The organism is Winogradskyella sp. PG-2, assembly GCF_000828715.1.
Classification (GTDB): domain Bacteria; phylum Bacteroidota; class Bacteroidia; order Flavobacteriales; family Flavobacteriaceae; genus Winogradskyella.
This window is the reverse complement of sequence record NZ_AP014583.1, coordinates 2,856,464-2,879,131: the sequence shown is the minus strand read 5'-3', so window position 1 is coordinate 2,879,131 and position 22,668 is coordinate 2,856,464. Positions and strand designations below refer to the sequence as shown.

At 31.6% G+C, this 22,668-nt stretch carries 23 protein-coding genes; 10 read left to right on the top strand and 13 right to left on the bottom strand.

Annotated elements, in window-relative coordinates:
• Nucleotides 1–10: 10 nt before the first annotated feature.
• From WPG_RS12900 to WPG_RS12880, 5 genes are read right to left on the bottom strand one after another with little or no spacing between them, the layout of a single operon-like run.
• Complete coding sequence (locus WPG_RS12900) at nt 11–613, bottom strand: hypothetical protein (protein ID WP_045473406.1); 603 nt, start codon at nt 611–613, stop codon at nt 11–13.
• Between the two features lie 60 nt (nt 614–673).
• Nucleotides 674–1,606, bottom strand: coding sequence for a hypothetical protein (locus WPG_RS12895; protein WP_045473404.1), 933 nt, complete (start codon nt 1,604–1,606; stop codon nt 674–676).
• Between the two features lie 35 nt (nt 1,607–1,641).
• Complete coding sequence (locus WPG_RS12890) at nt 1,642–2,592, bottom strand: DUF6175 family protein (RefSeq protein ID WP_045473401.1); 951 nt, start codon at nt 2,590–2,592, stop codon at nt 1,642–1,644.
• Between the two features lie 17 nt (nt 2,593–2,609).
• The gene (locus WPG_RS12885) at nt 2,610–3,131 is read right to left on the bottom strand and encodes a hypothetical protein (protein ID WP_045473398.1); all 522 of its coding nucleotides are present in this window, start codon (nt 3,129–3,131) and stop codon (nt 2,610–2,612) included.
• 19 nt (nt 3,132–3,150) lie between these two features.
• A complete protein-coding gene (locus WPG_RS12880; protein ID WP_045473395.1) occupies nt 3,151–4,434 on the bottom strand; it encodes a hypothetical protein in 1,284 nt (427 codons plus the stop codon).
• Nucleotides 4,435–4,634: 200 nt separating this feature from the next.
• Between WPG_RS12880 and WPG_RS12875 the strand changes: the two genes are divergently transcribed.
• Together WPG_RS12875 and WPG_RS12870 are read left to right on the top strand one after the other, a co-directional pair.
• Nucleotides 4,635–6,653: a tetratricopeptide repeat protein gene (locus WPG_RS12875; RefSeq protein ID WP_084221585.1), complete on the top strand. Its 2,019-nt coding sequence runs from the start codon at nt 4,635–4,637 to the stop codon at nt 6,651–6,653.
• Entirely contained in the window at nt 6,650–7,291 is a 642-nt protein-coding gene (locus WPG_RS12870; RefSeq protein WP_045473388.1) for a response regulator transcription factor, read from the top strand. The genes WPG_RS12875 and WPG_RS12870 overlap by 4 nt, the downstream gene beginning before the upstream one ends.
• Before the next feature lie 23 nt (nt 7,292–7,314).
• On the opposite strand, the gene WPG_RS18230 is transcribed toward WPG_RS12870, so the two are convergent.
• Complete coding sequence (locus WPG_RS18230; RefSeq protein ID WP_171817183.1) at nt 7,315–7,479, bottom strand: hypothetical protein; 165 nt, start codon at nt 7,477–7,479, stop codon at nt 7,315–7,317.
• 202 nt (nt 7,480–7,681) lie between these two features.
• Here WPG_RS18230 and WPG_RS12865 point away from each other — a divergent pair, with 202 nt between their 5' ends.
• The gene (locus tag WPG_RS12865; RefSeq protein WP_045473385.1) at nt 7,682–9,451 is read left to right on the top strand and encodes a histidine kinase; all 1,770 of its coding nucleotides are present in this window, start codon (nt 7,682–7,684) and stop codon (nt 9,449–9,451) included.
• A 4-nt stretch (nt 9,452–9,455) separates the two neighbouring features.
• Nucleotides 9,456–10,202 (top strand): LytR/AlgR family response regulator transcription factor, encoded by a 747-nt coding sequence (locus WPG_RS12860; RefSeq protein WP_045473382.1) that lies wholly within the window; start codon nt 9,456–9,458, stop codon nt 10,200–10,202.
• Here WPG_RS12860 and WPG_RS12855 read toward each other — a convergent pair whose 3' ends face one another.
• Nucleotides 10,203–11,150 carry a YihY/virulence factor BrkB family protein gene (locus WPG_RS12855; protein ID WP_045473379.1) on the bottom strand — a complete coding sequence of 316 codons (948 nt, stop codon included), beginning with the start codon at nt 11,148–11,150 and terminating at the stop codon, nt 10,203–10,205.
• Between the two features lies 1 nt (nt 11,151).
• Nucleotides 11,152–12,009, bottom strand: coding sequence for a carboxylating nicotinate-nucleotide diphosphorylase (gene nadC / locus WPG_RS12850; RefSeq protein WP_045473376.1), 858 nt, complete (start codon nt 12,007–12,009; stop codon nt 11,152–11,154).
• 91 nt (nt 12,010–12,100) lie between these two features.
• On the opposite strand from nadC, the gene rlmH reads away from it, so the two are divergent.
• Complete coding sequence (gene rlmH, locus WPG_RS12845) at nt 12,101–12,574, top strand: 23S rRNA (pseudouridine(1915)-N(3))-methyltransferase RlmH (protein WP_045473373.1); 474 nt, start codon at nt 12,101–12,103, stop codon at nt 12,572–12,574.
• Nucleotides 12,575–12,613: 39 nt separating this feature from the next.
• Here the strand turns inward: rlmH and WPG_RS12840 are convergent, their stop codons facing one another.
• The 5 genes from WPG_RS12840 to WPG_RS12820 all read right to left on the bottom strand — a co-directional run bounded on the left by WPG_RS12840 (nt 12,614) and on the right by WPG_RS12820 (nt 18,155).
• Nucleotides 12,614–12,913 (bottom strand): HPF/RaiA family ribosome-associated protein, encoded by a 300-nt coding sequence (locus WPG_RS12840; RefSeq protein ID WP_045473370.1) that lies wholly within the window; start codon nt 12,911–12,913, stop codon nt 12,614–12,616.
• Nucleotides 12,914–13,015: 102 nt separating this feature from the next.
• Nucleotides 13,016–14,404 carry a Gfo/Idh/MocA family protein gene (locus tag WPG_RS12835; RefSeq protein ID WP_045473367.1) on the bottom strand — a complete coding sequence of 463 codons (1,389 nt, stop codon included), beginning with the start codon at nt 14,402–14,404 and terminating at the stop codon, nt 13,016–13,018.
• Nucleotides 14,405–14,444: 40 nt separating this feature from the next.
• Nucleotides 14,445–15,287 carry an NDP-sugar synthase gene (locus WPG_RS12830; RefSeq protein WP_045473364.1) on the bottom strand — a complete coding sequence of 281 codons (843 nt, stop codon included), beginning with the start codon at nt 15,285–15,287 and terminating at the stop codon, nt 14,445–14,447.
• Nucleotides 15,284–16,381 (bottom strand): mevalonate kinase, encoded by a 1,098-nt coding sequence (locus WPG_RS12825; RefSeq protein WP_045473361.1) that lies wholly within the window; start codon nt 16,379–16,381, stop codon nt 15,284–15,286. Before WPG_RS12825 ends, WPG_RS12830 begins: the two co-directional genes overlap by 4 nt.
• On the bottom strand, nt 16,362–18,155 hold the full coding sequence (locus WPG_RS12820) for a glycoside hydrolase family 2 TIM barrel-domain containing protein (RefSeq protein ID WP_045473358.1): 1,794 nt from the start codon (nt 18,153–18,155) through the stop codon (nt 16,362–16,364). Before WPG_RS12820 ends, WPG_RS12825 begins: the two co-directional genes overlap by 20 nt.
• Before the next feature lie 85 nt (nt 18,156–18,240).
• Here WPG_RS12820 and WPG_RS12815 point away from each other — a divergent pair, with 85 nt between their 5' ends.
• The 5 genes from WPG_RS12815 (at nt 18,241) to WPG_RS12795 (ending at nt 22,350) form a co-directional block, all read left to right on the top strand.
• On the top strand, nt 18,241–18,816 hold the full coding sequence (locus WPG_RS12815) for a non-canonical purine NTP diphosphatase (protein WP_045473356.1): 576 nt from the start codon (nt 18,241–18,243) through the stop codon (nt 18,814–18,816).
• Between the two features lie 4 nt (nt 18,817–18,820).
• The gene (locus tag WPG_RS12810; RefSeq protein WP_144374476.1) at nt 18,821–19,699 is read left to right on the top strand and encodes a hypothetical protein; all 879 of its coding nucleotides are present in this window, start codon (nt 18,821–18,823) and stop codon (nt 19,697–19,699) included.
• 27 nt (nt 19,700–19,726) lie between these two features.
• On the top strand, nt 19,727–20,554 hold the full coding sequence (locus tag WPG_RS12805; protein ID WP_045473349.1) for an alpha/beta hydrolase: 828 nt from the start codon (nt 19,727–19,729) through the stop codon (nt 20,552–20,554).
• A 352-nt stretch (nt 20,555–20,906) separates the two neighbouring features.
• On the top strand, nt 20,907–21,887 hold the full coding sequence (locus WPG_RS12800) for an acyl-CoA thioester hydrolase/BAAT C-terminal domain-containing protein (RefSeq protein ID WP_231850191.1): 981 nt from the start codon (nt 20,907–20,909) through the stop codon (nt 21,885–21,887).
• Nucleotides 21,880–22,350, top strand: a complete 471-nt coding sequence (locus WPG_RS12795) for a hypothetical protein (RefSeq protein WP_045473346.1) — start codon at nt 21,880–21,882, stop codon at nt 22,348–22,350. The genes WPG_RS12800 and WPG_RS12795 overlap by 8 nt, the downstream gene beginning before the upstream one ends.
• Nucleotides 22,351–22,668: the final 318 nt, after the last annotated feature.

Sequence of the window (22,668 nt, the reverse complement as noted above, 5' to 3'; positions counted from 1 at the left end):
AATGAGTTTATTATTGTCTTGGTGAAAAACCATCTGAATCAAATAAGACCCTACCTTGGTTGTTATATATATAATTCCCGTCAGGATTTCCTTTATTATCCAACATTAGTACTGCAATCTGCATATCTACAATACCATCTTCTGCCATTGTGCCTGAAATTGCAAATGCAGTATCAACTTCTACTGAGCCGTCAGATTGCGATACCAATTTTAATAATACAGTAAACTCGGCTCCGTCTCCAGACACAAAAGAGCCAGTTCCTTCGTCTATTTGACTACCACCCTGTCCCATAAAATCTAATGTAAGCTCACTGCTATTTTGATTGCTAAATGTAGCCGCATAAGGTGCAAATGCCTGCCCCATATTGTCTGAGGGAATGTTTGAAGCTGACAATATAAATGGGCTTGCTAAATAAGAACCCTCAACGTCCGGAGGTGTATTACCTGTATTTATATCAAAACCTAAATCCCCAAGTGCGTCTACTAGCTCTGGTGTGAAAAATTCTTCGATTGACTCTAATGAGCCATCAAATTCGCTAGCAGCATTATCGTCATCACTGCTACATGCAAATACGAATACGGAAATTGATAATAGTAAAATGATTTTCTTCATAAGTTTAAGTTTTATAAGAATTAATTAATAGCTTTAATTTTTAGGTAAGGTTGCTTATTGTTAATACCATCCTCTTACATTATAAGTCATGCTTTGTGGTTGATTTTCACCATATGCAACACCTATATCTCTCGCTGCTTCGATTACGTTAGCTCGTACTTCCAAAACTTTTAAATCATAGTTCCAATCTCTATCGCCTAAATCTTTTACACGAGCTGAAATTTTAGAATACAGGGTTTTTACTTGTCCAAAACATGATGAACTTGGTTCTATTGTTGAAAGAATATATCCGGCTTTGTTAGCTGCTTTAATATCTTGGTTTGCGGCCCAAATTGCAGATGCTCTATTAAGTTTAGTTGTACAATCTCTCTCTATCGCTTTAGTATAAAGTGGTTTTATTTTTGATTTCACTGAATTAAAACAATCACTGGCTTCTGGCACATGGGTTAAGACTAAGAGCGCTTCTTCGAATGCATTCTGTGATTCTAACTTTTGGGCTTTATTGAGCATTAATTGGCAATTAGCGTTGTAATACTCTAAAATTTTTGTTTTTCCTTTTGAAATAAAATTCTGAATTTCCTTGTTTTTTGGTTTTACTTGCTTTAACGCTGACATGTAAGCTTTGTTCTCATTAGTACCAACACCTTTTAACTGTATCGATTCACTAGAAAATAAATTACCAGCGACGCCGTCACCTATATATAGGGTTAAATCTAAACTCAGAGCGATCATAGTTGGAGCAGTACCAGTAATATTTTTGCTTAATACCGTAATATTTGGGGTAATAATAAATCTAGAGTTATACACATTATCGCTAATACCATTTTCTGTGATAATTCTCCCCAATTTATTTATAAGCATATTTTGAGCATAGCTAGGAATTCCCTCAGCTTGTTCTGGTATATAGCTCCCTAAAGTTATTCCATTATCATTTTCTTGTGCAAACAACACAGTTGTTACTGAAAACAAGAATATGTATATTATTTTTTTCATCTTATTTGTTTTATTTATTCCTTATTACGCTATAATTACTTACCGCCTAAAATTATGGTAGCCCTTCCCAAACCTTTCATTACCAATTTGTTTGGAATATTGTAAGGTGCGTTTTTCAAAAACTTACTAAGCCCTCGGACATAACGCCTGGCATCAATAGCTCTATTTTTATCATTATATAATGGAATTCTTACTTGTTCAAATAATGCCATATTTTCTGTCATGTCTGTTGTACTAAAACGTCCCTTAACCGTATTATCCGCCAGCCAGTCTTCAATAATAATTCCTAATTCTTCGTCATCGAATTCGGTTTCTAGATCGCCATCCCAATCGTCCCATTTTTGAATACGCACTATAATTTCCCGACCATTTTCAAACAAATCTTCAAAATGAGTCATTAATTGATCGTTAAATCCATCTATATGTGCAAGTACAGCTTCGTTAAGTAATACAGGTAGCTCAGCTGAAAAAGAGGGATCACCTGTACCTACTGCTGTAGCAATTTGTTTATCTGTATAAGCATCTAAACCCTGAAGATTAAAGGTTATCGATTTTTTAGGCCCAGTTTTATTAACAGTCCATGTCAATTGCATAATAATATCTGCCTTGGCTACCTTTTTAAAGGCGTCTATTGGGCTTTCACTAATACCGCTTCCTGAAGATTTTGATGTACGTAAATTATCTTCTGCAGCATTAGAGTTTAAGGTTTTAATAACAGATTCCATATTTTTAAGAGGAAATCCTCTCTCTGCCATCATACCATTTATATGACTAATGACTTGAATAACCTCCGCATTTTCTTGAAACGCTCTTTTATAATCTGGCACTTTAACTAAAGTTCCTTGATCGTCATAATTAATCATATAACCATTTTGATTACACCATACGTCACTTGGCACTACCATCAATGTTGGTTTTTTTGCTTGTCCAAATACTATAACACTTACAAATAAAAATGCAATTCCTAGTAGTATACTTTTTTTCATATCTAATAATTAACTAATTAAAACCCTGCAGTTAAACCTTTTATGATTCCTTCGCTTTCTAGACGTTTTCTTAATTGATCAAATTGTATGTTTACAATAACACCGATTTTATACTCACGTCTACTAATTTTTAATCGGTCACCTGGAGCAATACTACCATCTGTAGCAGCAGAAACATATTTTAAATATTCACCACCATCAGCAAAAAACTTATCAAAGAATTCTTTAAATTTTGTTTCTGTTTCAGCAGATTTCACTAATGGTTTTAAAGATGTGCAGCCTTGTCCACCACCTGCATAACCTTTAAAAACGATACCGTGTACTGCGTTTTTCATTCCTCGTGAAATAGCATGTTTAGGATTTTTCGAGTAAGACCATACTTTTACAAGTTTTGAACCTTGTTTTGCAATCCCTTCACACTCTAAATCGTACCTCCATATTTTAGTATCCTTATTTGCTTTATTTTTTTTCCACTGCGCATTGGCATTAAGGCTAAATCCAGTTAGAATAATTACCAATAAAATATTTCTAAATTTCATATATATTGTTGTTAGGTTATTAATTAATTTGTCTGATTAGCATACCAGAATAGTATTTATTCTTTGAGCCGCTAAATGTTGTATACTCTATAGTAGAGTTAGATTCCTCGTCAGCCATAAATCGGTTATCCCAAATATGATTTTTATCTACTTTAATAACTCCAACACGTTTATATTCTGTATGTCCATCTTTGTCTATTACCTGTTCTAAAACCTCATATTTATCACCCTTTTCTATACCCTCTTTCAACCCTATTTTTGCTGCGATAGGATCACCACTTAATAGCGGTGATTTTGTTCTAAAAACTTCGTATTTTCTTTGGAGTTTTGCTATAACATTATCTACGGCCCTTATCGTTGCTAATGCAATTAAGTCATCATTAGTCTTTTGTGTTAATGTTGTACTCTGCACATCTGCCCAAGCCGTTTCTTCACCTAAGAGCTTTAGCTTAAAAATATCGGTTTCATTAAATGCCTTTACTTTTTCTGAATCTAAGGACCCATCTTCCGTCCAAAAATCGTTGTAAAAAATAGCCGCTACTTCTTCATTCCATACTAACTTATATAAATAGGCCTTTGTTTTAACAATGTAACCTTTACCAGCAACATCTAATCCAGCAGAAGTAACATCAGATACTGTGGCTATATCAGAATTATTAGTCACTAACGAAATTGTATTTAAAACCCCTTTAGTCTTGGACGCTATTTCCTCTTTGTTGGTATATCTAAAATCGTTAACAATTACAAAAGTGTTATTGATAAGTTTTTCACCAGCATCAGAAAGCATTGCTGATCCTCTTTCAGTATTTCTTGATATTTTAATATCGAGATCGGTAGCATTATAAAAACCTCTTTGAGAAATTAAATCTGTATTAAAACCTCCCGATTCACTCCTATTAAACCATTTAGCTACCATTGACTTAGCGATATCCATGCTATCCAAAAAACTATAAATTGCCAGTTGTATTTTTTTGTCCTTGCCTTTATCTTTTTTGCCAAACTTTGGGATTTTAGATAATAGGCCTTTCTTCTTCTTAGAGCTTGTATCTGAAATGGTTATTTGAGTAGTATCGACTTTTGGGATAATCCGTAAATCTATAATATGATTATTGAATTTGTCTGGGATTAAAGAACCTTTAAATGTCGATTCAATAACGTCACTATTTTCTTTTATATCGTCACTAAGCATTAACGTATATAGCGAACTTCTTTTGTATTTTACATCCTTTTGAGATTCTTGTGCAAACAAATTAGAACATAAGAAAAGAATAACAAGAATTGTTATTTTAGTTAATGATTTCATTATTTGTTATTGAATTAGATTAATAGCTTTTTTCCAAAACATAATAACACTAAATAAGAGCGGAAGACTTAGGGATCATTCTACACTTCAATGTTACAGCATATTGTAAAAAACTACAATCCGTAAATTCCCGTAATTTTTGAGTTGAAAAACATTTCAGCTTATATTTTTTCTATCTTGGTATTCTTCTTATTCAATTCATGAAATATTGTTTTCTTTTTGTTCTAAGTGTTTTGTTTGTTCCAATGAATTATGGACAGACTCAAAGTGCACAGAAGTCTAATTACGATTTGCAATCACTAAAAAGAATTAGCGATAGTTTAATAAAAGCGGATAATTTAAAAGATGCTATTGCTCTTAACCAGCATAACTTAAATATTAGGTTAGATGCTGAAAAGACTGAAGAAGCAAATATTATTTTTAATACTATAGGCTTATTGCATTACAGAAAAAAAGATTACAAAAAGGCGACTTATGACTATAAAGAGGCTATTAAAATTGATTCTACTTCAGAAAATTCTGCGAAAGTATATTATAATTTATTTTTAGTAAAACGTAAAGTAAATCAGCCTGATAGCGTACTCTATTTTTTAGAAAAAAGTCTAAGTATTTACAAAAATAACCAAGACAGTTATGATGCCAATAACACCTTTCTTACTGCCGGAATAATATATAAAAACAGGCAGCAATTCGATAAAGCTCTGCACTATTTAGTAATTGCTTATAAAGGTTTTACCGATTTAAAAAGCGACAGGAAACTTGCTAATGTTTGTATTACTATAGGCAATATTCATAATAGTCTCAAAAATTACAATCAGGCTTTAGAGTATCATTTAGAAGCACTTACCCTTCAAAAAAAAATAGATAATAAAAATGGTATTGCTAGATGTTATAATAATCTAGCCAATGTATATGACAATCTCGAAATACTAGATTCAGCAGTCGCAAATTACAATAAAGCTTTAGGAAGTTTAAAACCCAATACAAAGCAGTATAGTACAGCTTTAAATAATCTGGCTAACACATATTTAAAACAAAATAATATTAAATTAGCAAGAGAAAATTATATAGAGGCTATAAAAATTAATACATTTTTAAAGGATAGTATTAGTTTGGCCTATAATTATAATGGCATTCTGAGTTTAGAACTAAAAAACGATAACTTAAAACCTTCAAAATTATATTTAGATAAGATTGCTGATTTACTTGATAAAAACTCTGATAATATTATTCTTCTCAATTATTACGAAAGCCAAGTTGAATACAACCAGAAAAAACAAGATTATAAAACAGCATTAAACTACCAACTAAAGTATTCAGAATTATACAAACAAATCTATAATAAAGAACAGACAGAACTCGTACAAAATATTCAGTCTAAATTTGAATATGAAAAAAAAGAGAATGAAATTTTAAAGCTCAATTTATTAAATAAAAATAAGGAGCTAGAACTAGTGAAAAAGAACAAAGCCATAAATAACAAAAACAATGTGCTTCTTATACTAAGCTTTATAATTTTCCTTGCCATCATTGCATTTTACGCGTACATACAACAACAAAAACTTAAATCTCAAAACACCAAACACGAAAAATTAAAAGCCATTTACGAAGGTCAAGAAATTATTAAGAAACGTATTGCTAGAGACCTACACGATATTATTACTACAAACTTTGACGGATTAAGATTAAAAATTTTAGCTCTAAAAAAATCTACTGAACCTACAGTATTGATTGATGAAACCACAAATGAATTAAAAAATATTAATCGACAAATACGCGTTGTATCACATCGTTTATCACCGTTAGAAATGCAAATGAGTCATCAAAAGTTTACTGCAGTTATTACATCTCGATTGTCTGAATTTCATCTATATGGTAAAGTGTTTGTAGAACTCGAAGACCAATTACCAGATGTGCTTAATACATTAGATTTATCAGTTCAAAATAATTTTTATGGCATATTATTAGAAATATTAAATAATGTCGAAAAGCATGCACATGCTACAAAGGTTCATATTAACCATTTCATAGATACAGAAAATATAATTCATTTTATTTTTACTGATAATGGCATTGGTATAGATAAAGATTTTAAAGAAGGTATAGGTCTATTAAATATTAGACAACGCTGTGAGATAATTAATGGTGAATGTAATATTAAAAAGGTTGAAGTTGGCACTCAGTTTTCGGTACAATTTCCAAGTTATAAAAAGCGATGAAAAAATTAGATATTTTAATTGTTGATGATTCTAAGTTATTCTCTCAAGGTTTAGCACTATTGTTAGAGCAAAATACGGATGAGATTAACAGTGTAAGACTTGCTAGCAATTATAATGAAGCTTTAAAGATTTTAACTAATGATGATATTTCTGTAATCTTACTAGATATTAACTTTGAATCTAGTAATTATAGTGGCTTTACAATTGCAAAAAAAGTAAAAGAATTATACCCAAAAATTAAAATTATAATTCTGACTCAGCAAGCTAAAATAGATAACTATGAGATTTTATTCAACGATTTAAAAGTTGATGGATACTTAGATAAGCAATTGGGAGTTGACGATACTCTTGCTGCCTTAAATGCCGTATCTAAAGGCGAAAAATATGTAGATAAAAGCATAGAATCTATGCTGCAAATTGGTAAATGGTTAGATATTTCAAATCGCGAAAAACAGATTATTAATTTGCTTACAATTGGCTTAACTCAAAAAGAAATTGCAGACCGTCTTTTTATAAGCAGTCGTACTGTAGAGACACATATAAAAAATTTAACGGTAAAAATAGGAGCTAAAAACTCGGTGCACTTGGTTTCTATTTACTCAGAATACAAAAATGGAAATAGAGAGTCAAAACAATAAGTCTCTATTTCCATTAAATGAGATTAACCTAATGGGTCTTCAATCTCAGGATCATCATCCTTGTTTGCAGGATCAGTGGATAAAATTTCAGAATCATCTTCTGTAATAATCTCATCTTGTATTGAGCAAGAAGTAACGTTTAAACAGATAATCATAATTAACAATGTAAATCTTTTTAATGTTTTCATTTTAAAAGGCTTTAGAAGTTATACTTTAGTTTATTTAATAGTTCGATAACACTATTTTCTTACCTAAATCTATAATCACAAAAGCCAAATAGCTAAGCCCATTTTATTGACGGGAGCTTTTAACTCATAAACGGGAATATTTAATAAAAACCTTAAAATGCAGTATTTTTAATTTGCTATTAATTAACCCTAACCACCAACCATGAAAAATTTATCTCTCATAATATTTTTATGCATTATTTTTAATGCAAAAGCTCAAAACGAAGAGCTAGACTCGCTAAAAAACAGAATACTTAATTCAAAAGAGATTGATACTAATTACATAGACTTAAGATTACAGTACGCAACAAAAAAAATCTACACTCAACCAGATTCTCTAATGTTACATTTTAATGAAGAGACCTTGAAATTAGCTAGAAGTTTAGATTATACTAAAGGAACTATATCTGCATTAGAAAAAGTTGCAATCACATATCAATACGTCTACTCCAATCCTTTTAGAGCAATAGATTATTATCAAGAAGGTATTTCATTAATTGAGACAAACGACAGATATAAACCCTATAAAATTTCATTTTTAAATAATATAGGATCGATCTATTATCAAATGCAAGATTTCGATTTAGCGTTAAAAAACTTTAACCAAGTATTAGTTGATTACCCTAATGATAAAAATGTACTTATAGCAATAGCTACTGCTTATGCAAGCCTAAAAGAGTATGAAAAATCTATTCATTATTTTAATATAGTCGAGGAAGAATCTAGAAAATCCACAAACTATCCATTTCTAGCAAATATTTTGTGTAATAAATCTTTTTCATTATTAGAAACTAAAAAATACGATAAGGCCATAGAGACTATTGAAGAATGTTTAGAACTAGTAAACAAACACAATATCGAAATTATACGATTAGCAGCCTATATTAATGCCTCAACAATTTATCTTCAAACTGAAGACTATGAAGAAGCTCAAAAATATAGCGATTTGGCTTTTGAACTAAGTAAAAAAACCAATAGAACTGGCCTAGAATACAGCCTTTGGGAAATAAGAGCAAATATTTATGCTGCAAAAAAAGATTATAAAAATGCTTTAGAAACTTATCATAAATCCGTTAAAATAAAAGATAGTATAACGAGTATTGATAGAAAGCTCGAAATTTCAAGAAAAGAAATCAAATATGAGGCAGATAAGAAAAATGCGATTGCTCAAGAAGAAGTTAAGCGTCAAAAATTGATTAAAAATGGTTATTTATTTGGTGGACTTTCACTTGGATTAGCTTCAATAATTGGTTTTATAATATACAGACGTAAACAAAGAGCTATTACAAAAGCTAAAGAAGCAGAATTCCAAGCTAACATCAGCGAAACAGAATTAAAAGTGCTGAGATCGCAAATGAATCCGCATTTTATATCAAATTCTTTAAATTCTATAGGAGATTATATTATAAAAAATGATATTGATGAGGCTTCAGATTACTTAGCGAAATTTGCACATCTAATGCGTAAAACATTAATCAATTCTGAAAAAGATTCTGTTTTATTAAAAGATGATTTACAAATCTTAAAAACGTATCTAGAAATAGAACGAAAACGCTTTAAAAATGCATTTGATTATGAGTTTAATATATCGGAAAATATAGATTTAGAAAACATATTAGTTCCGCCTTTAATAATTCAACCTTTTTTAGAGAATAGCATAAAACACGGTATAGCCTCTCTTAAATCTAATGGATTTATAACCATAAATATTAAAGCAAATGATAGTACTCTAACCTATACCATTGATGACAATGGTATTGGGAGACAGGATAAAAAAGAAAATAAACAAAACAAATCCTATGGAATAGATATAACAAGTAACAGAATTAAAATTATAAATCAACAAAAGGATAGTAACGGATTTGTTAAGATAGTTGACAAAGACCAAGGTGTTCAAGTTATTGTGCAACTTCCATTAGAAGAAAAAAACTAATTCTATGATAAAAACTCTAATATTAGATGATGAGCAACACGCAATTGATCGCATTCTATATCACCTTAAACCATTTGCAGACGAATTTTTAGTAGTTGCCCAATGTAATTCTGTTGAGGAGGCAATAGACGTTGTAAACAAACAAAAAATCGATTTGGCATTCTTAGATATTGAGATACATGATAAAACAAGTTTTGATTTTTTAAATGAATTAAATACCATTGATTTTGAAATCATTTTTGTTACTGGTTTTAACGCTTATGCTATTGAAGCTTTTGACTATTCTGCAATTCATTACTTATTAAAACCAGTTATTGCAGACAAATTTAATGAAGCCATTAATCGATTGCTCAAAAAATCTAAACAAGAGTTTCAAGTACCTAATCAATTAGATATCTTATTTAATAGACTAAATAATAAACCTAAAGAAACCGTTGTAATTCCTTCTCTAAAAAATGGTTTACAAATCCTTAAACTTAAAGATGTTTTTTATTTTAAAGCTGACCAAAGTTATTGCAAAGTTTTTACTGAGAAAAAAAGTCAATTAGTCTCAAAAAACTTAGGGCACTTTGAATCTACTCTCGAAAACACATCGTTTTTCAAAATTCATAAATCCTATTTAGTAAATACAGATGAAATCGCTAATTATATATCTGGAAATGGAGGAAGCGTGATATTAACCAATGGAAAAGAATTGCCAGTATCTAAAAGACAAAAACCAAAGCTATTAAAATTGCTGAAAGAAAAGTAATCACTTTTTAGGATACTTCTTCAAATACTGAAGCGAAGCATTAAGCTCATAACCTAAAAGCAAAATATTAGAATTAAGCCATAGATATAGTAATAGAATCAATAAGCCTCCAATTGAACCGTAAAGCTCATTATATTGAGAAAAATTATTAATATAAATACCAAAGAGGTATGACGTTAAAATGATGAGTAAAGTTGTTAATAATGCACCTACCGAAAAGAATCTCGTATTTCTACCTTCTCTTGTACCAAAATAGTAAAGCGTTGCTGTAGCCAAATATACCATCAGCACAAAAAACATATACTTTGCAAAAATCACCCAACCGACACCAGAGTTAGTTTCGGATACTGCTTCATGATTAATTTGCTCATATAAAGGTTCTATGATATAAAGTTGAAAATAACCAAAAAAGGCAACGGTTAGCAATACTAGTATCGCTAAAATTAAAGCGATACCTAAAGCATACAAATACTGTTTAAACACATTCCGTGTTAATTGCTCATGATATGAATTTTCAAAACCAGAAAACACAGCATTTACGCCATTTGCCATTAAAAGCATCGATAGTAAAAATACTGATGATACTAAACCTGCTCCTGCACCACCACTTATATTTTCAAAAATATTTGAGAAAAAGAAATCTGATGTTTGAGGAGGCAAAAATGAATTCAAAAAATCTAAAAACTCATTTTGAAAATTAGCAATTGGTATATATGGCATTATAATAATTACAAACAACAAAAACGGAAAAATAGCCGTAAAGAAGCTAAAAGCAATGGCGCTTGCTCTAGTTGTTAAAGCACCTTTTACAATGCCTCTGATATAAAGTTCTATTAAATCATAAATAGATAAACCTTCAAATCCTGGTAATTTGATCTGCTTAAAGAAGCGAACTACTATATTAAGTACCGGAATTTTAGCTAATTTATCTTCTATGTGTTTAGACATCCTATACTGCCTTAAGACTTAAATCCATATTATAAACTGAATGCGTTAAAGCACCAGACGAAATATAATCCACACCACATTCTGCATAATGTCTAACCGTTTTTTCATTGATTCCCCCAGAAGATTCAGTTAAACATTGATCACCTATAAGTTTTACAGCTTTAAGCGTATCCTCGTAATTAAAGTTATCGATTAGAATACGATATACTCCACCACAATCTAATATTTCTTTTATCTCCTCTAGGTTTCTAGCTTCAACAATAATTTTTAAATCTCTATTAGTATCCTTTAAATAAGCTTTGGTTAAATTAATTGCTTTGTCCACTCCACCTGCAAAATCTATATGATTATCTTTTAACATTATCATATCATACAAGGCGAATCTATGATTCTCACCTCCACCAATCTTAACTGCCCATTTTTCTAGTGCTCTTATACCTGGAGTTGTTTTACGAGTATCAAGGATTTTAGTTCCTGTACCTTCTAACAAATCAACAAAGGTTTTTGTTTTAGTTGCAATCGCACTCATACGTTGCATAGCATTTAAAACTAATCGTTCGGCCTTAAGAATAGATTGAGATGCACCTTCAACATAGAACGCAATATCACCATATTTTACTTTAGTTCCATCTTCAATTAAAGTTTCCACTTTCATGTTTTTATCTACATAGGCAAAAACTTGTTTTGCAAACTCGATACCAGCAATAGTGCCTTCATCTTTCACCAAAAGTTTGGCTTTTCCTAGAGCTGAAACAGGAATACAAGCTAATGAACTATGATCACCATCACCAACATCTTCTCTAATGGCATTACTTATAATTCCGTCTATCTCTATATTGAATTGTTCTTTTGAAATCATGTAAAATCTTATTTACTGTAAAAATAGGTATTGAAAGATTAAAACTTCAAAAACTAAATACCAAATTCCAAAAAAGTATAACTTTGAAACCATGAATATAAAACTTATAGCCATAGGCAAAACCGACAACAAGAATCTTCAAACATTAATTGAAGATTACCAAAAAAGACTTGGACATTATATTCGGTTTGAGTTTGAAATTATTGCTGATTTAAAAAAAGTAAAGCACCTCTCTGATGCTCAGCAAAAGGAAAAAGAAGGAGAACTCATTTTAGCAAAAACTCAAAATTCTGATGTTTTAATTCTTTTAGATGAAAACGGCAAACAATTAGATTCTGTCGCATTTTCTAATTATCTACAGAAGTATATGAATTCTGGCATAAAAACATTAGTCTTTGTGATTGGCGGTCCTTATGGGTTTTCAGATGCTGTTTATAAACGTGCTAATGGAAAACTAAGTCTTTCTAAAATGACATTTTCTCACCAAATGGTAAGATTATTTTTTATCGAGCAACTGTATAGAGGATTTACAATATTAAAAAACGAACCTTATCATCATAGATAAGATTCGCGTTTTAAAAACTAATTTCTTATATATATTAGTCTAATATACTTTATATACTTCTTTACGTTTCTTAAGTTGACGTTCCAAATCCTTGATAGTTGCTCTTACAGCCACCTCATAATTTGCTTCATTTGATGTTGCAAATATGCGAGGTCCTGGTAGACTTAATTCAATATCACAAATCTTACCTTTATCATGAAAGTTATCATCATGCTTTATACGGACTGTTGCGTTAATTAAAAATTCATATCTATTAAATAGTTTGTCTAATTTTTCCTTAGTGAAATTAGAAAGTGTTTCACTTACATCTGTGTTTACATACTGAAAATTTACCGTCATAATCTATCGCTTTTAAGTTAATAATTACTACTTCTAAGATACGAAATTTAGTCTTCTTTATTGCTGATAATTGTCATAAATATTAACTAAAACTCACAAAAACTAAGAAATAACACTTAACGGTTTTGTAGTTTTCCAATTACCTCTAGTAAAATCAGGAAATTCTTGTGGCTCACCACCATTGGCGACAGACTGTTCACTTAAAGGTGCAACAGCACTCCATAGACAACCTTCATAAACATTTTGATCTAAAGACAATCCTTTTTGTAGACATTCTACAATGCGATATACCATAATACCATCCATACCTCCATGTCCACTACCTTTAGCAGCTTTATTTAAACGTTTGTATAAAGGATGATCGTACTTCTCATACAAAGCCTGTAAATGCTCTCCTTGAACCCAACGATGATGGTTATCAGTTACTCCTTCAAAACCACCATCAAAAGCAGCTCTTGTGGGAAATCCTGCAAGAATACCTTTAGTCCCTTGAACTAAATTATGACGCGAATATGGCCTAGGACTTGTTTCATCCCATTGTACCATAATCGTTCTACCCATATTTGTTTTTATAATAGTCGTATTTAAATCACCTCCTTTAAATTCTAATTGGTTCCATTTATGATCTTTTGGGTAATTTTTCTCAGCATAAAGTTGTCTTCCCAATGCTTGCGTAGAATAAGACACCATACTATTAAACATATCATCTTGTCGTGCTATATTCATGTATTGTGCAACAGGTCCAAGTCCATGCGTAGGATATAAATTACCATTACGCTTTGCATAATGATGTGTTCTCCAAGATCCTGTTCCACGTTCTTGTTCTTCCATTTGCCAACGAAGTTCATGTATATAGGCTGCTTCACCATGCATAACATCGCCTATAACTCCTTGTCTGCACATATTTAAAAACATTAACTCATCACGGCTATAGTTAACATTTTCCATCATCATACAATGTTTTTGTGTACGTTCTGATGTATCAACTATATCCCACATTTCTTGAAGTGTCACAGCCATTGGCACCTCAACAAAAGCATGAGCGCCTTTTTCCATAGATGTGATAGCCATTGGTGCATGATTCTTCCAATTAGTAGCTATAAAAACAACATCTGGCTTTACTTCATCTAACATTGTTCTCCAAAGGTTTTCATCCCCATGATATAGCCTAACATCATTATGTCGCTCGCCCTTACCTATTTCATTTGCTATAGCTCCCCATTTCTTCACATTATCTTCATACAAATCACTAATGGCAACTACTTCTGTTCCTGGCAATTCAGCTAAAAACTGCATATGATAACCACCACGAGCACCAACACCAATAAATGCAGCTCTAACCGTTTCTAATTTTGGTGCAGCAAAACCTCCCATATATTGACTTGCTGAAGGTCTATCCTTTATATTGTATGCACAACTAGGCAAAATAGATGCCACTGCAACTCCTGTTACTGACAATGATGTTTTTTTAAGAAAGCTTCTTCTTTTCATGATAGATTGTGATTAGTAATTTTAAAAATAATTCTAATTATTAAGAATTGAAATTCTTTCGCAGGTAGTCACTCATTTTTATAATATCTTCTTTACTCGTTAAATCTGGCACATGTTCAGCTAATGGGATGCCAAGCATACTTTTAGAGTTGACTTTAAGCATATGAGATATAACTGTCGGAATTTCTTTTTCATTACGTTCTGGGTGAATTGGACAATCTTTAAAAAAAGGAAAACTGATAGAGCCATCAAAAGTGAAAATATTCATGCTAACTCTTATTTTTCCTTCCACATCTCTATAGTTCTTAACTTTTTCTAAATCTGGCTTTTCTATAATATTTAGAAGTTGGTAATTATGGTCAAATTGCATTACTGCAAATTTTGAAATTCTATCTATTGAAAACTCAAGATAATCTCTATCATAAGCAATACATCCATTTTGTGATTTAATATTAAGCAAGGACTGAAGTGCATTAACAGAATATAAATTATCACTATTACAGACGGAAAATTGATTTTTTTTTAATTCAGGATATTGCTCTAGTGTTTGATAAACGGCATCTGCAGTCCCTAAAGGTTTTACTCTATCTTCTGGTATATATTGTATAGCAAATTTAATTTTTAACTCAGCGTGATGCTTATAACGTGCTCTAAACATACTCGAATCTTTCCCTGTAATAATGTATACTATTTTATAACCTGCTATTTGTGCGTTTTTCAATAAATAATCCAGCAATGATCTTCCTGTGTCATCAACCTCAATTAAACCTTTAGAACGTTGATTAGCTTGTTGAATCTGCTCGGCATCCAACACACTTTCAGCCTGCGAATTTTTCATGCGAGAAGAAGCTCCTCCAGCGAGTATAATTAATCTATTAATCATTTAATTTGAGATAATATATGTGCTCCTTCACTTTCTTTTACTAAAAAGGCATCCTTTGCTCCAGCATTTTTAATGGCATAAATTATAGCCTCCTCTTTCGCTTTGGGTGATAAGGCTACAATACAACCACCTTTACCAGAACCCACAATCTTTGCTCCATAAGCACCAGCTTTTAAAGCCGCATTTATCATCGCATCTATCTTAGGTGTTGTGATTAATAAATTATCTCTTAAAAGTGCATGATGCTGATTCATTAAATCACCTATTAGACTATAATCTATATATGTTTCTAGAAGCGCTTTTTCTGCATTCTTAGTAATACTATAATTAAGAACAGCGGCTTCAAAAATAGGCTGTAATGCTTCGTTAACAATAGGCATAAATTTCTCTAAATCCGCAATATTCATAGTGGTAATATCAAAATCCAAATATTTGGCTTTTACTTGATTTATGGCTTTCCAAGCATCACCTTTTAAATGCGACAATGTGCCTAAAGTATCCTTTCCTTCCCCAGAATCACCAACTACCATACCTTCTAAAATATTTGTAAAGTTGTGAATAGCATCTGTCTTTGTATTCATAAATATCTTATGCCCCAAACTAATACTGTATTGGTCCATTTTACCTCCAGAGGTGTTTTGCTCAATAACTTCTATTTCGTAGGCAAGTCTTGCCACAAACATTGGAGAAACAGCCTCATTAATACCAAAAGCTTCAATTAAGAATTGTACCCATGCTACAGTTAAAGCAGATGAACTAGACAGACCAGAATTAATAGGAATATTACCCGAAATATGGACATCATATCCTTGATTGGGAATACAATTATATCTAGCTAAAACTATTAGAGATAATCTTAAATAATCTTCTTTGATAATTTTAACTGGTTCATTAAGTTGAATAACATCTTCCTGGTTTAAATCGTGTTTAAAAATGTGAAGTGTTCTATTATCATTGGGCTTAGCCTTAATCCTTATATATCTATCTATAGCACATGCAATAATAGGCAGTTGCAAATAATCTTGATGATCTCCAAACAAACAGATTCTTGCTGGTGCAGTTGAAATAATTTGATTATTCAAAAACAACGTCATCTATATAGATTTTATATGGGTAACCATTTCCATTAGAGAACAAAACCAAACCAGAACGAATGCAACTCAAATCTAACTTCTTAGTTTTTATAATAAACTTCTTCCATTCGTCTGTTAATTTTATTTTAAGTGACTTCTTAGCAGTATCAGGAAATGGTTTATCAGTATCAATTAGACCAAATCCAATCGTAGCATGGACATCAAAATTAGATTTTGCCCAAAAACTAAATGTTTTGGCATCGCTAATGTCATAACCACCAAGGATATCTCCCCAATCATTTGCAGGATCTACAAGTGCGAGCCCATACCAACCACCTTCAGTATTATAACTTATTCTAATAGATGTTTCACCAGAATGTGCTTCGTCTTTAGAATTTAAATCCACAACCATGTCTTTATAATTTCCCATATAACCTGATGGCAAATAAGGCAACTCTTTATTCTCTCTATAAACATAGAAAGGTAAATCTACTTTAGGCACTTTATACTTTTTGAGACTAGCTTCTTTATTATGCAACATAACTGAAGTCGATGCTACTGCTAAATTTGAATTGTCATCTTTAACATGAACATAGACTTTTATTGCTCCATGTTCTTTTGGTATCTGAATTTCAAAACCATCATTAAAGTTACCTCTATGATTTAGCGAAAGTACTTGGTCTCGTCGCTTTCTACTTCCTGTGCGCTGATTATAAGAAAAACTAACTTCTAATTCGTCATTTTCAATATCTGAAACTTTCAAAATTACCGGAATCCAATTTTCGCTAGAAAAGGTTTTATCTGGCAATTCAAAATTAATTATTTGAGGAACATTATTTTTCGGATCATTACCTGTAAATGCCTTTCTTATAGCCCAATATTGCGGTCTTTTAAAATTATTAACATGGGTAAATAACCATGGAGCCATAAAATTATTTCCGCTACTGTAATGAAACATATAGACTCCTAAACATTTAGATTTATTAGCTATCCAACTGTTATAACCATTTGAGATTGCATCGTACTTTTCTTTATCAGTTGGCTCTACTTTAATACCATGTTTTTCATTCTTTATATCCCATTCCCCAGTAACTCCAAATTCGGTAATTACATAAGGCTTATCAATATTTCGTTTCTCTAATTCAGCTTGCAAAAAACCTGCACCAGCACCATAACTATTTAAACCATAAATATCTAATGATGGGACGTGTTCTTCCCACCAATATAAACCAAAAGTCCAAGCCTCAACTGATGTAATCGGGTGGTTAGAATCTATAGATTTTATGTCACCACAAATACGTTCCAAAAACTTAGAATAGGCTAATTTTTCTTCATCAGTAGCCATATTTAGGTAAACTTCATTACCAATTCCCCAAATTAAAACTGCAGGATGGTCTTTGTATTTTTCAACAGTTTCTATAGCAGTATTATACATAGCTTCCATACCTAACTTATCATTGAGATAATTAAAACTATCATCATCTTCCATACCTGGTCTGCCATGACGCATCCATATACCAACCATCACTTTAATTCCATTTGCCTGTGCAGCATCTAATAATTGTGGTGTATTGTCTCCAGTTGCCCATGTCCTAATGGTGTTGACTCCTAAAAACTTTAAATCCTTAAAATAGACATCATAGTTCTCAACATCCTTATCGTAACCAAAAGTTGCACCTTTAACTTTAAAGGGTTTTCCGTCAACTAATAAATTCCAACCGCTACTATCTTTTTCTACTGTAGTTTGTGAGTATAAATTAAAAGAGATTAATAAAGCAAAAATTGTGTAGCGCATTTTTTTTATCGTTTATTCTCAAAGCTAAACATTATAATTCAAAAAATATATTACTATATCTTTGAAGCACTAAAGTCAAATAATTATGCAACTCGTTTTCGCAACTAATAATGGTAACAAACTTAAGGAGGTTCAAGAACTCATTCCAAACCATATTAAACTTTTGAGTTTAGCAGACATTTTATGTATTGAAGATATTCCTGAAACTCAGCCAACAATTGAAGGCAATGCTATACAAAAAGCTGAATATGTAAAAACTAACTACGGTTACGATTGCTTCGCTGATGACACAGGTTTAGAGGTTGAAGTTTTAAATGGCGAACCCGGAGTGTATTCTGCACGTTATGCTGGTCCACAACGTAATGCAGAAGACAATATGAATAAATTGCTATCAGAATTAGAAAATAAAAACTCTAGAAGCGCTCAGTTTAAAACCGTTGTTGCCTTACATCTTAAAGGTAAATTAAAAACCTTTACTGGAGTTTGTACAGGCGAAATTACCTCAACAAAACATGGAGAAGGTGGTTTTGGTTACGACCCTATTTTTAAAGCTAAAGGTTATACCAAAACATTTGCTGAGATTTCCTTAGATGAAAAAAATAAGATTGGGCATCGTGGAAAGGCAGTAACGCTCCTTATTGACTACTTAAATTCATTATAATTTTATGTATACCTTAAAATCTAAGTTTATAGTACTCGTAATATTTGCTTTCATGGTTTCTGGATATGCTCAGACCGAAGCAGAAAACGTAAAAGAAACCTGTAACCGTTTTATTAATGGAAGAATAAACTTAAGAGCCAATGATTCCTTAGAATTAAAAGCTGTTGCAAGTGATTCGCTTTTTCGTCTTATAATGCTGCATCATAAATACGAACAAATGCTCAAAACCCGAATCATAAGAGCAGATTTAAGAATGCGCGTAAAGTCTGTAGATATAAATGGTGATTGTGCCAGCTGTGAAATGACAAGTATAGAATACTACAAAATACACTTATGCAAAGACGGCGACAAAAACTGGAGAGTAAAAGGTGAAAATAGCATATTCCCAACAGAAGAACGCATCACTAAAGCGAAGAATAAAATTAAAAATTACAATAAACAAAAGAGACTCAAACCACGAGTAGACTCTATTCTAAAAGTCGTTAATAGGTTTTTACCTCGAGTAAAAGATTACTTTTTAACTCAAAACCTAGACCCACTAAAATCTATTTGCGATGAAGCTACTTTAAGGTTTATTCAAAATTTTTATGCTTACGCTAAAGAGAGATCAGGCATAGAATTATTGCATGATGAAATGAACAAACCAAACTTTATGGTTGGTGATTATTACGATAAAAATAATCTTATAGAATATAAATTTTATAATGAAGACATCTCTATTGTATTAACTAAGAACAATAAAAACAATTTTATCATATCTGGCTTTAATGGTAATAAATCTGGTGCTATTAATGAAGACTTAAGAAAAAATTACTATTTAGATTTTTTGCGCTCCATGAAACTTACTCGGCAAGCGCGATATAGAAATAAAGCGCTAAATTAATCATGGAATAAAACCTAATTAATAGTTATGAAAATATTTAATGCGCTTTGCCTATTAGTAATAGTTATAATTCCGTTTAAGATTATTGGTCAAAGTAAAGCTAACTCTATCAAGCCAATAAATATTGGTGAAACGGTATCGATACATTCTAAAATCTTAAATGAAAACAGAACACTAAACATTTACTTACCTCAGAGCTATAAATTAGATTCATTAAAAACCTATCCTGTAATTTATCTATTAGACGGTTCTATAGATGAAGACTTTATCCACGTTGCTGGTATAGTACAATTTGGCTCATTTTCTTGGATAAATATGGTACCAGAATCTATTGTTGTTGGGATTACTAATGTCGATAGAAAACGAGATTTTACCTATCCAACAACTATAGCTCAAGACAAAAAAGACTTTCCTACCTCTGGTAAATCTGAAGATTTTATGGGCTTTATTGAAAAAGATCTACAACCTTTTATTCAAAATAAGTACAGAATTAACGACACTAAAACTATCATTGGGCAATCGCTTGGTGGCTTGTTAGCAACAGAAATATTATTTAAGCGACCAGAGTTATTTGATAACTATATCATAGTAAGTCCAAGCCTCTGGTGGGACGACCAATCCTTATTAAAGCTAACTCCAAAAGCTTATAGCACTGAAAAGAAAATTTATGTTGCTGTTGGTAAAGAAGGAGATATTATGGAACGTGATGCGAAATTACTTTACAAAAAATTAGAAGCTAATAGAAAAGAGAATACAGAGGTCTTCTTTAAATTTTTAGAAGACCAAGACCATGGAGATGCTTTGCATTTAGCAGTTTATACTGCTTTTGAGGTTTTGTTTAAAACAATAGACTGATTATAAAAATTACGTAGTTCTACGTATTGACTTTCTGTTTTTAAAAAGTTAACTTCGCTTAACGTCTGATATAAGGCATTAAAACGGCCTCATATCACTAAAGTTGGTATATAATTGCCTACGGCACGTAGAATCGCGTTTTCCAAACGCTGCCCTTCTACTAATTACATACCAACGCCCACTGTTTGTCGCACCTCGCCAATTTTATGTATATTTAGTCGAGTCTACGAGAACTCCGAACGATACTACACACAACAGCGTGTATAGCTAATCAGGCGCAACAATGGCTTTCCGTGAGGCGCGCCTCACTACGCCATACACAGTGGGCGTTAGCAACAACCTAAGACCAACTATGAGAATAAACAGGAAGTTAATTATTTCTATTGGAGTTATCGCTATAATTATTATCTCATATTTAGTTATAGACAGCATTCTTTTTAATGGAATAAAACCTAAACCAATAAACGAAAACGGTTTTCAAGTGAATTTTTTTGCAAAAGAAAATATTGAAAATAAAACAGCAGTTGTTCTTATTGGTGGCGGACAATGGGGAGATTATTGGTCTCAAGAAATCGCAAATAAAGAAATGGTTGGAATATCATTGCCTTACATAGGAAAAGAAGGTTTGCCGAATTTACCAGAGGAAATTGATTTAGAATACTTTGAAAGTGCATTAAATTGGATAAGAAAACAAAAATCTGTTGACCCAAAAAAGATTATTGTAATGGGAGCATCAAGAAATGCAGAATTAGCTTTAATAATTGCTTCAATATTTCCAGATATGGTAAGCGGAGTTATTGCTTACACACCAAGTTCTGTTTCTTGGTCAAATACTGTTTTACCTTATAATTCTAATGAATTAAAAGCAAGTTGGAAATATAACGGAATTGATATTCCGTATTTACCTATGACTAAAATTTCTGGAAACGATACAGAGAAAATAAGAATGTTGGACTATTGGGAAAATGGTTTATCTAAGATTGATTCAACCCATAAGAGCCATATTAAAGTAGAGTTAATCAAAGGTCCTATTTTACTCTTCTCTGGAGTAGATGATAAAGTTTGGCCATCAGCAAAAATGGCCGATATGATAGAAAATAGATTGACCAACAACAATTTTAAATATAATTTTAAAAGTATTAAATATCAGAACGCTGGACATTCCATATCTACAAATCCAAAGCAATTGTCTGATTTAAGAATCGGAAAAATCAATATTAATGGAAAGAACTACGAATATGAATTTGGAGGTACCGCTGAAGGAGATTTAAACGCAAAAAAAAATGCTTATTTACAAGTTTTTGAATTCTTATTAAACATTAAAAATGACTAAAGAAACGAACAAAATACAGCTTTTGCTATATGGAATAACAATAATATTAGCATTAGTTATATTGATAGATTTTACTTTCTCAGGCAAGGTGTTTACAGAGGACGTAATCAAAGTAGAAAGGAATAGAGAAACATATTATAATGCAGGTGGAAACTCACATATATCTTACAAAGTAATCACATCTAAACATCAGTTTTCAGTTTCAGAAGATTTTGCAAAATCAGTTGAGAATAAACAAATCGAATATTCTGAGTCTTTAATATTTAAAAAAATAAATAGACATAAATTAGTCTCATCAGGAAAAAGTACGATCTATTCTTTTAGAATAGTATCAGGATTAGTATTACCGCTAATAGTAATTATTACGATATTAATAGCATACAAATACAAAAAGGAAATTAGCATTTTGATTTTTGTACTTCAAGTTTCATTGTTAGGTAATTTTATAATGTTAGTGCTATAAAGGCAGTTGCTAACACCGTGTATAATTAATTGCTAGAGTGTCTATGTGCCAATCGGAAAATCCAGCGGATTTACCTCAAGCTCGTCCCCTTTTGCTATCTTTAATCCCAAAGCAACTAACCATACACTAAACGTTGGTATGTAATTGCCTGCGGCACGTAGAATCGCGTTTTCCAAACGCTGCCCTTCTACTAATTACATACCAACGCCCACTGTTTGTCGCACCTCGCTAATTTTATGTATATTTAGTCGAGTCTACGAGAACTCCGAACGATACTACACACAACAGCGTGTATAGCTAATCAGGCGCAACAATGGC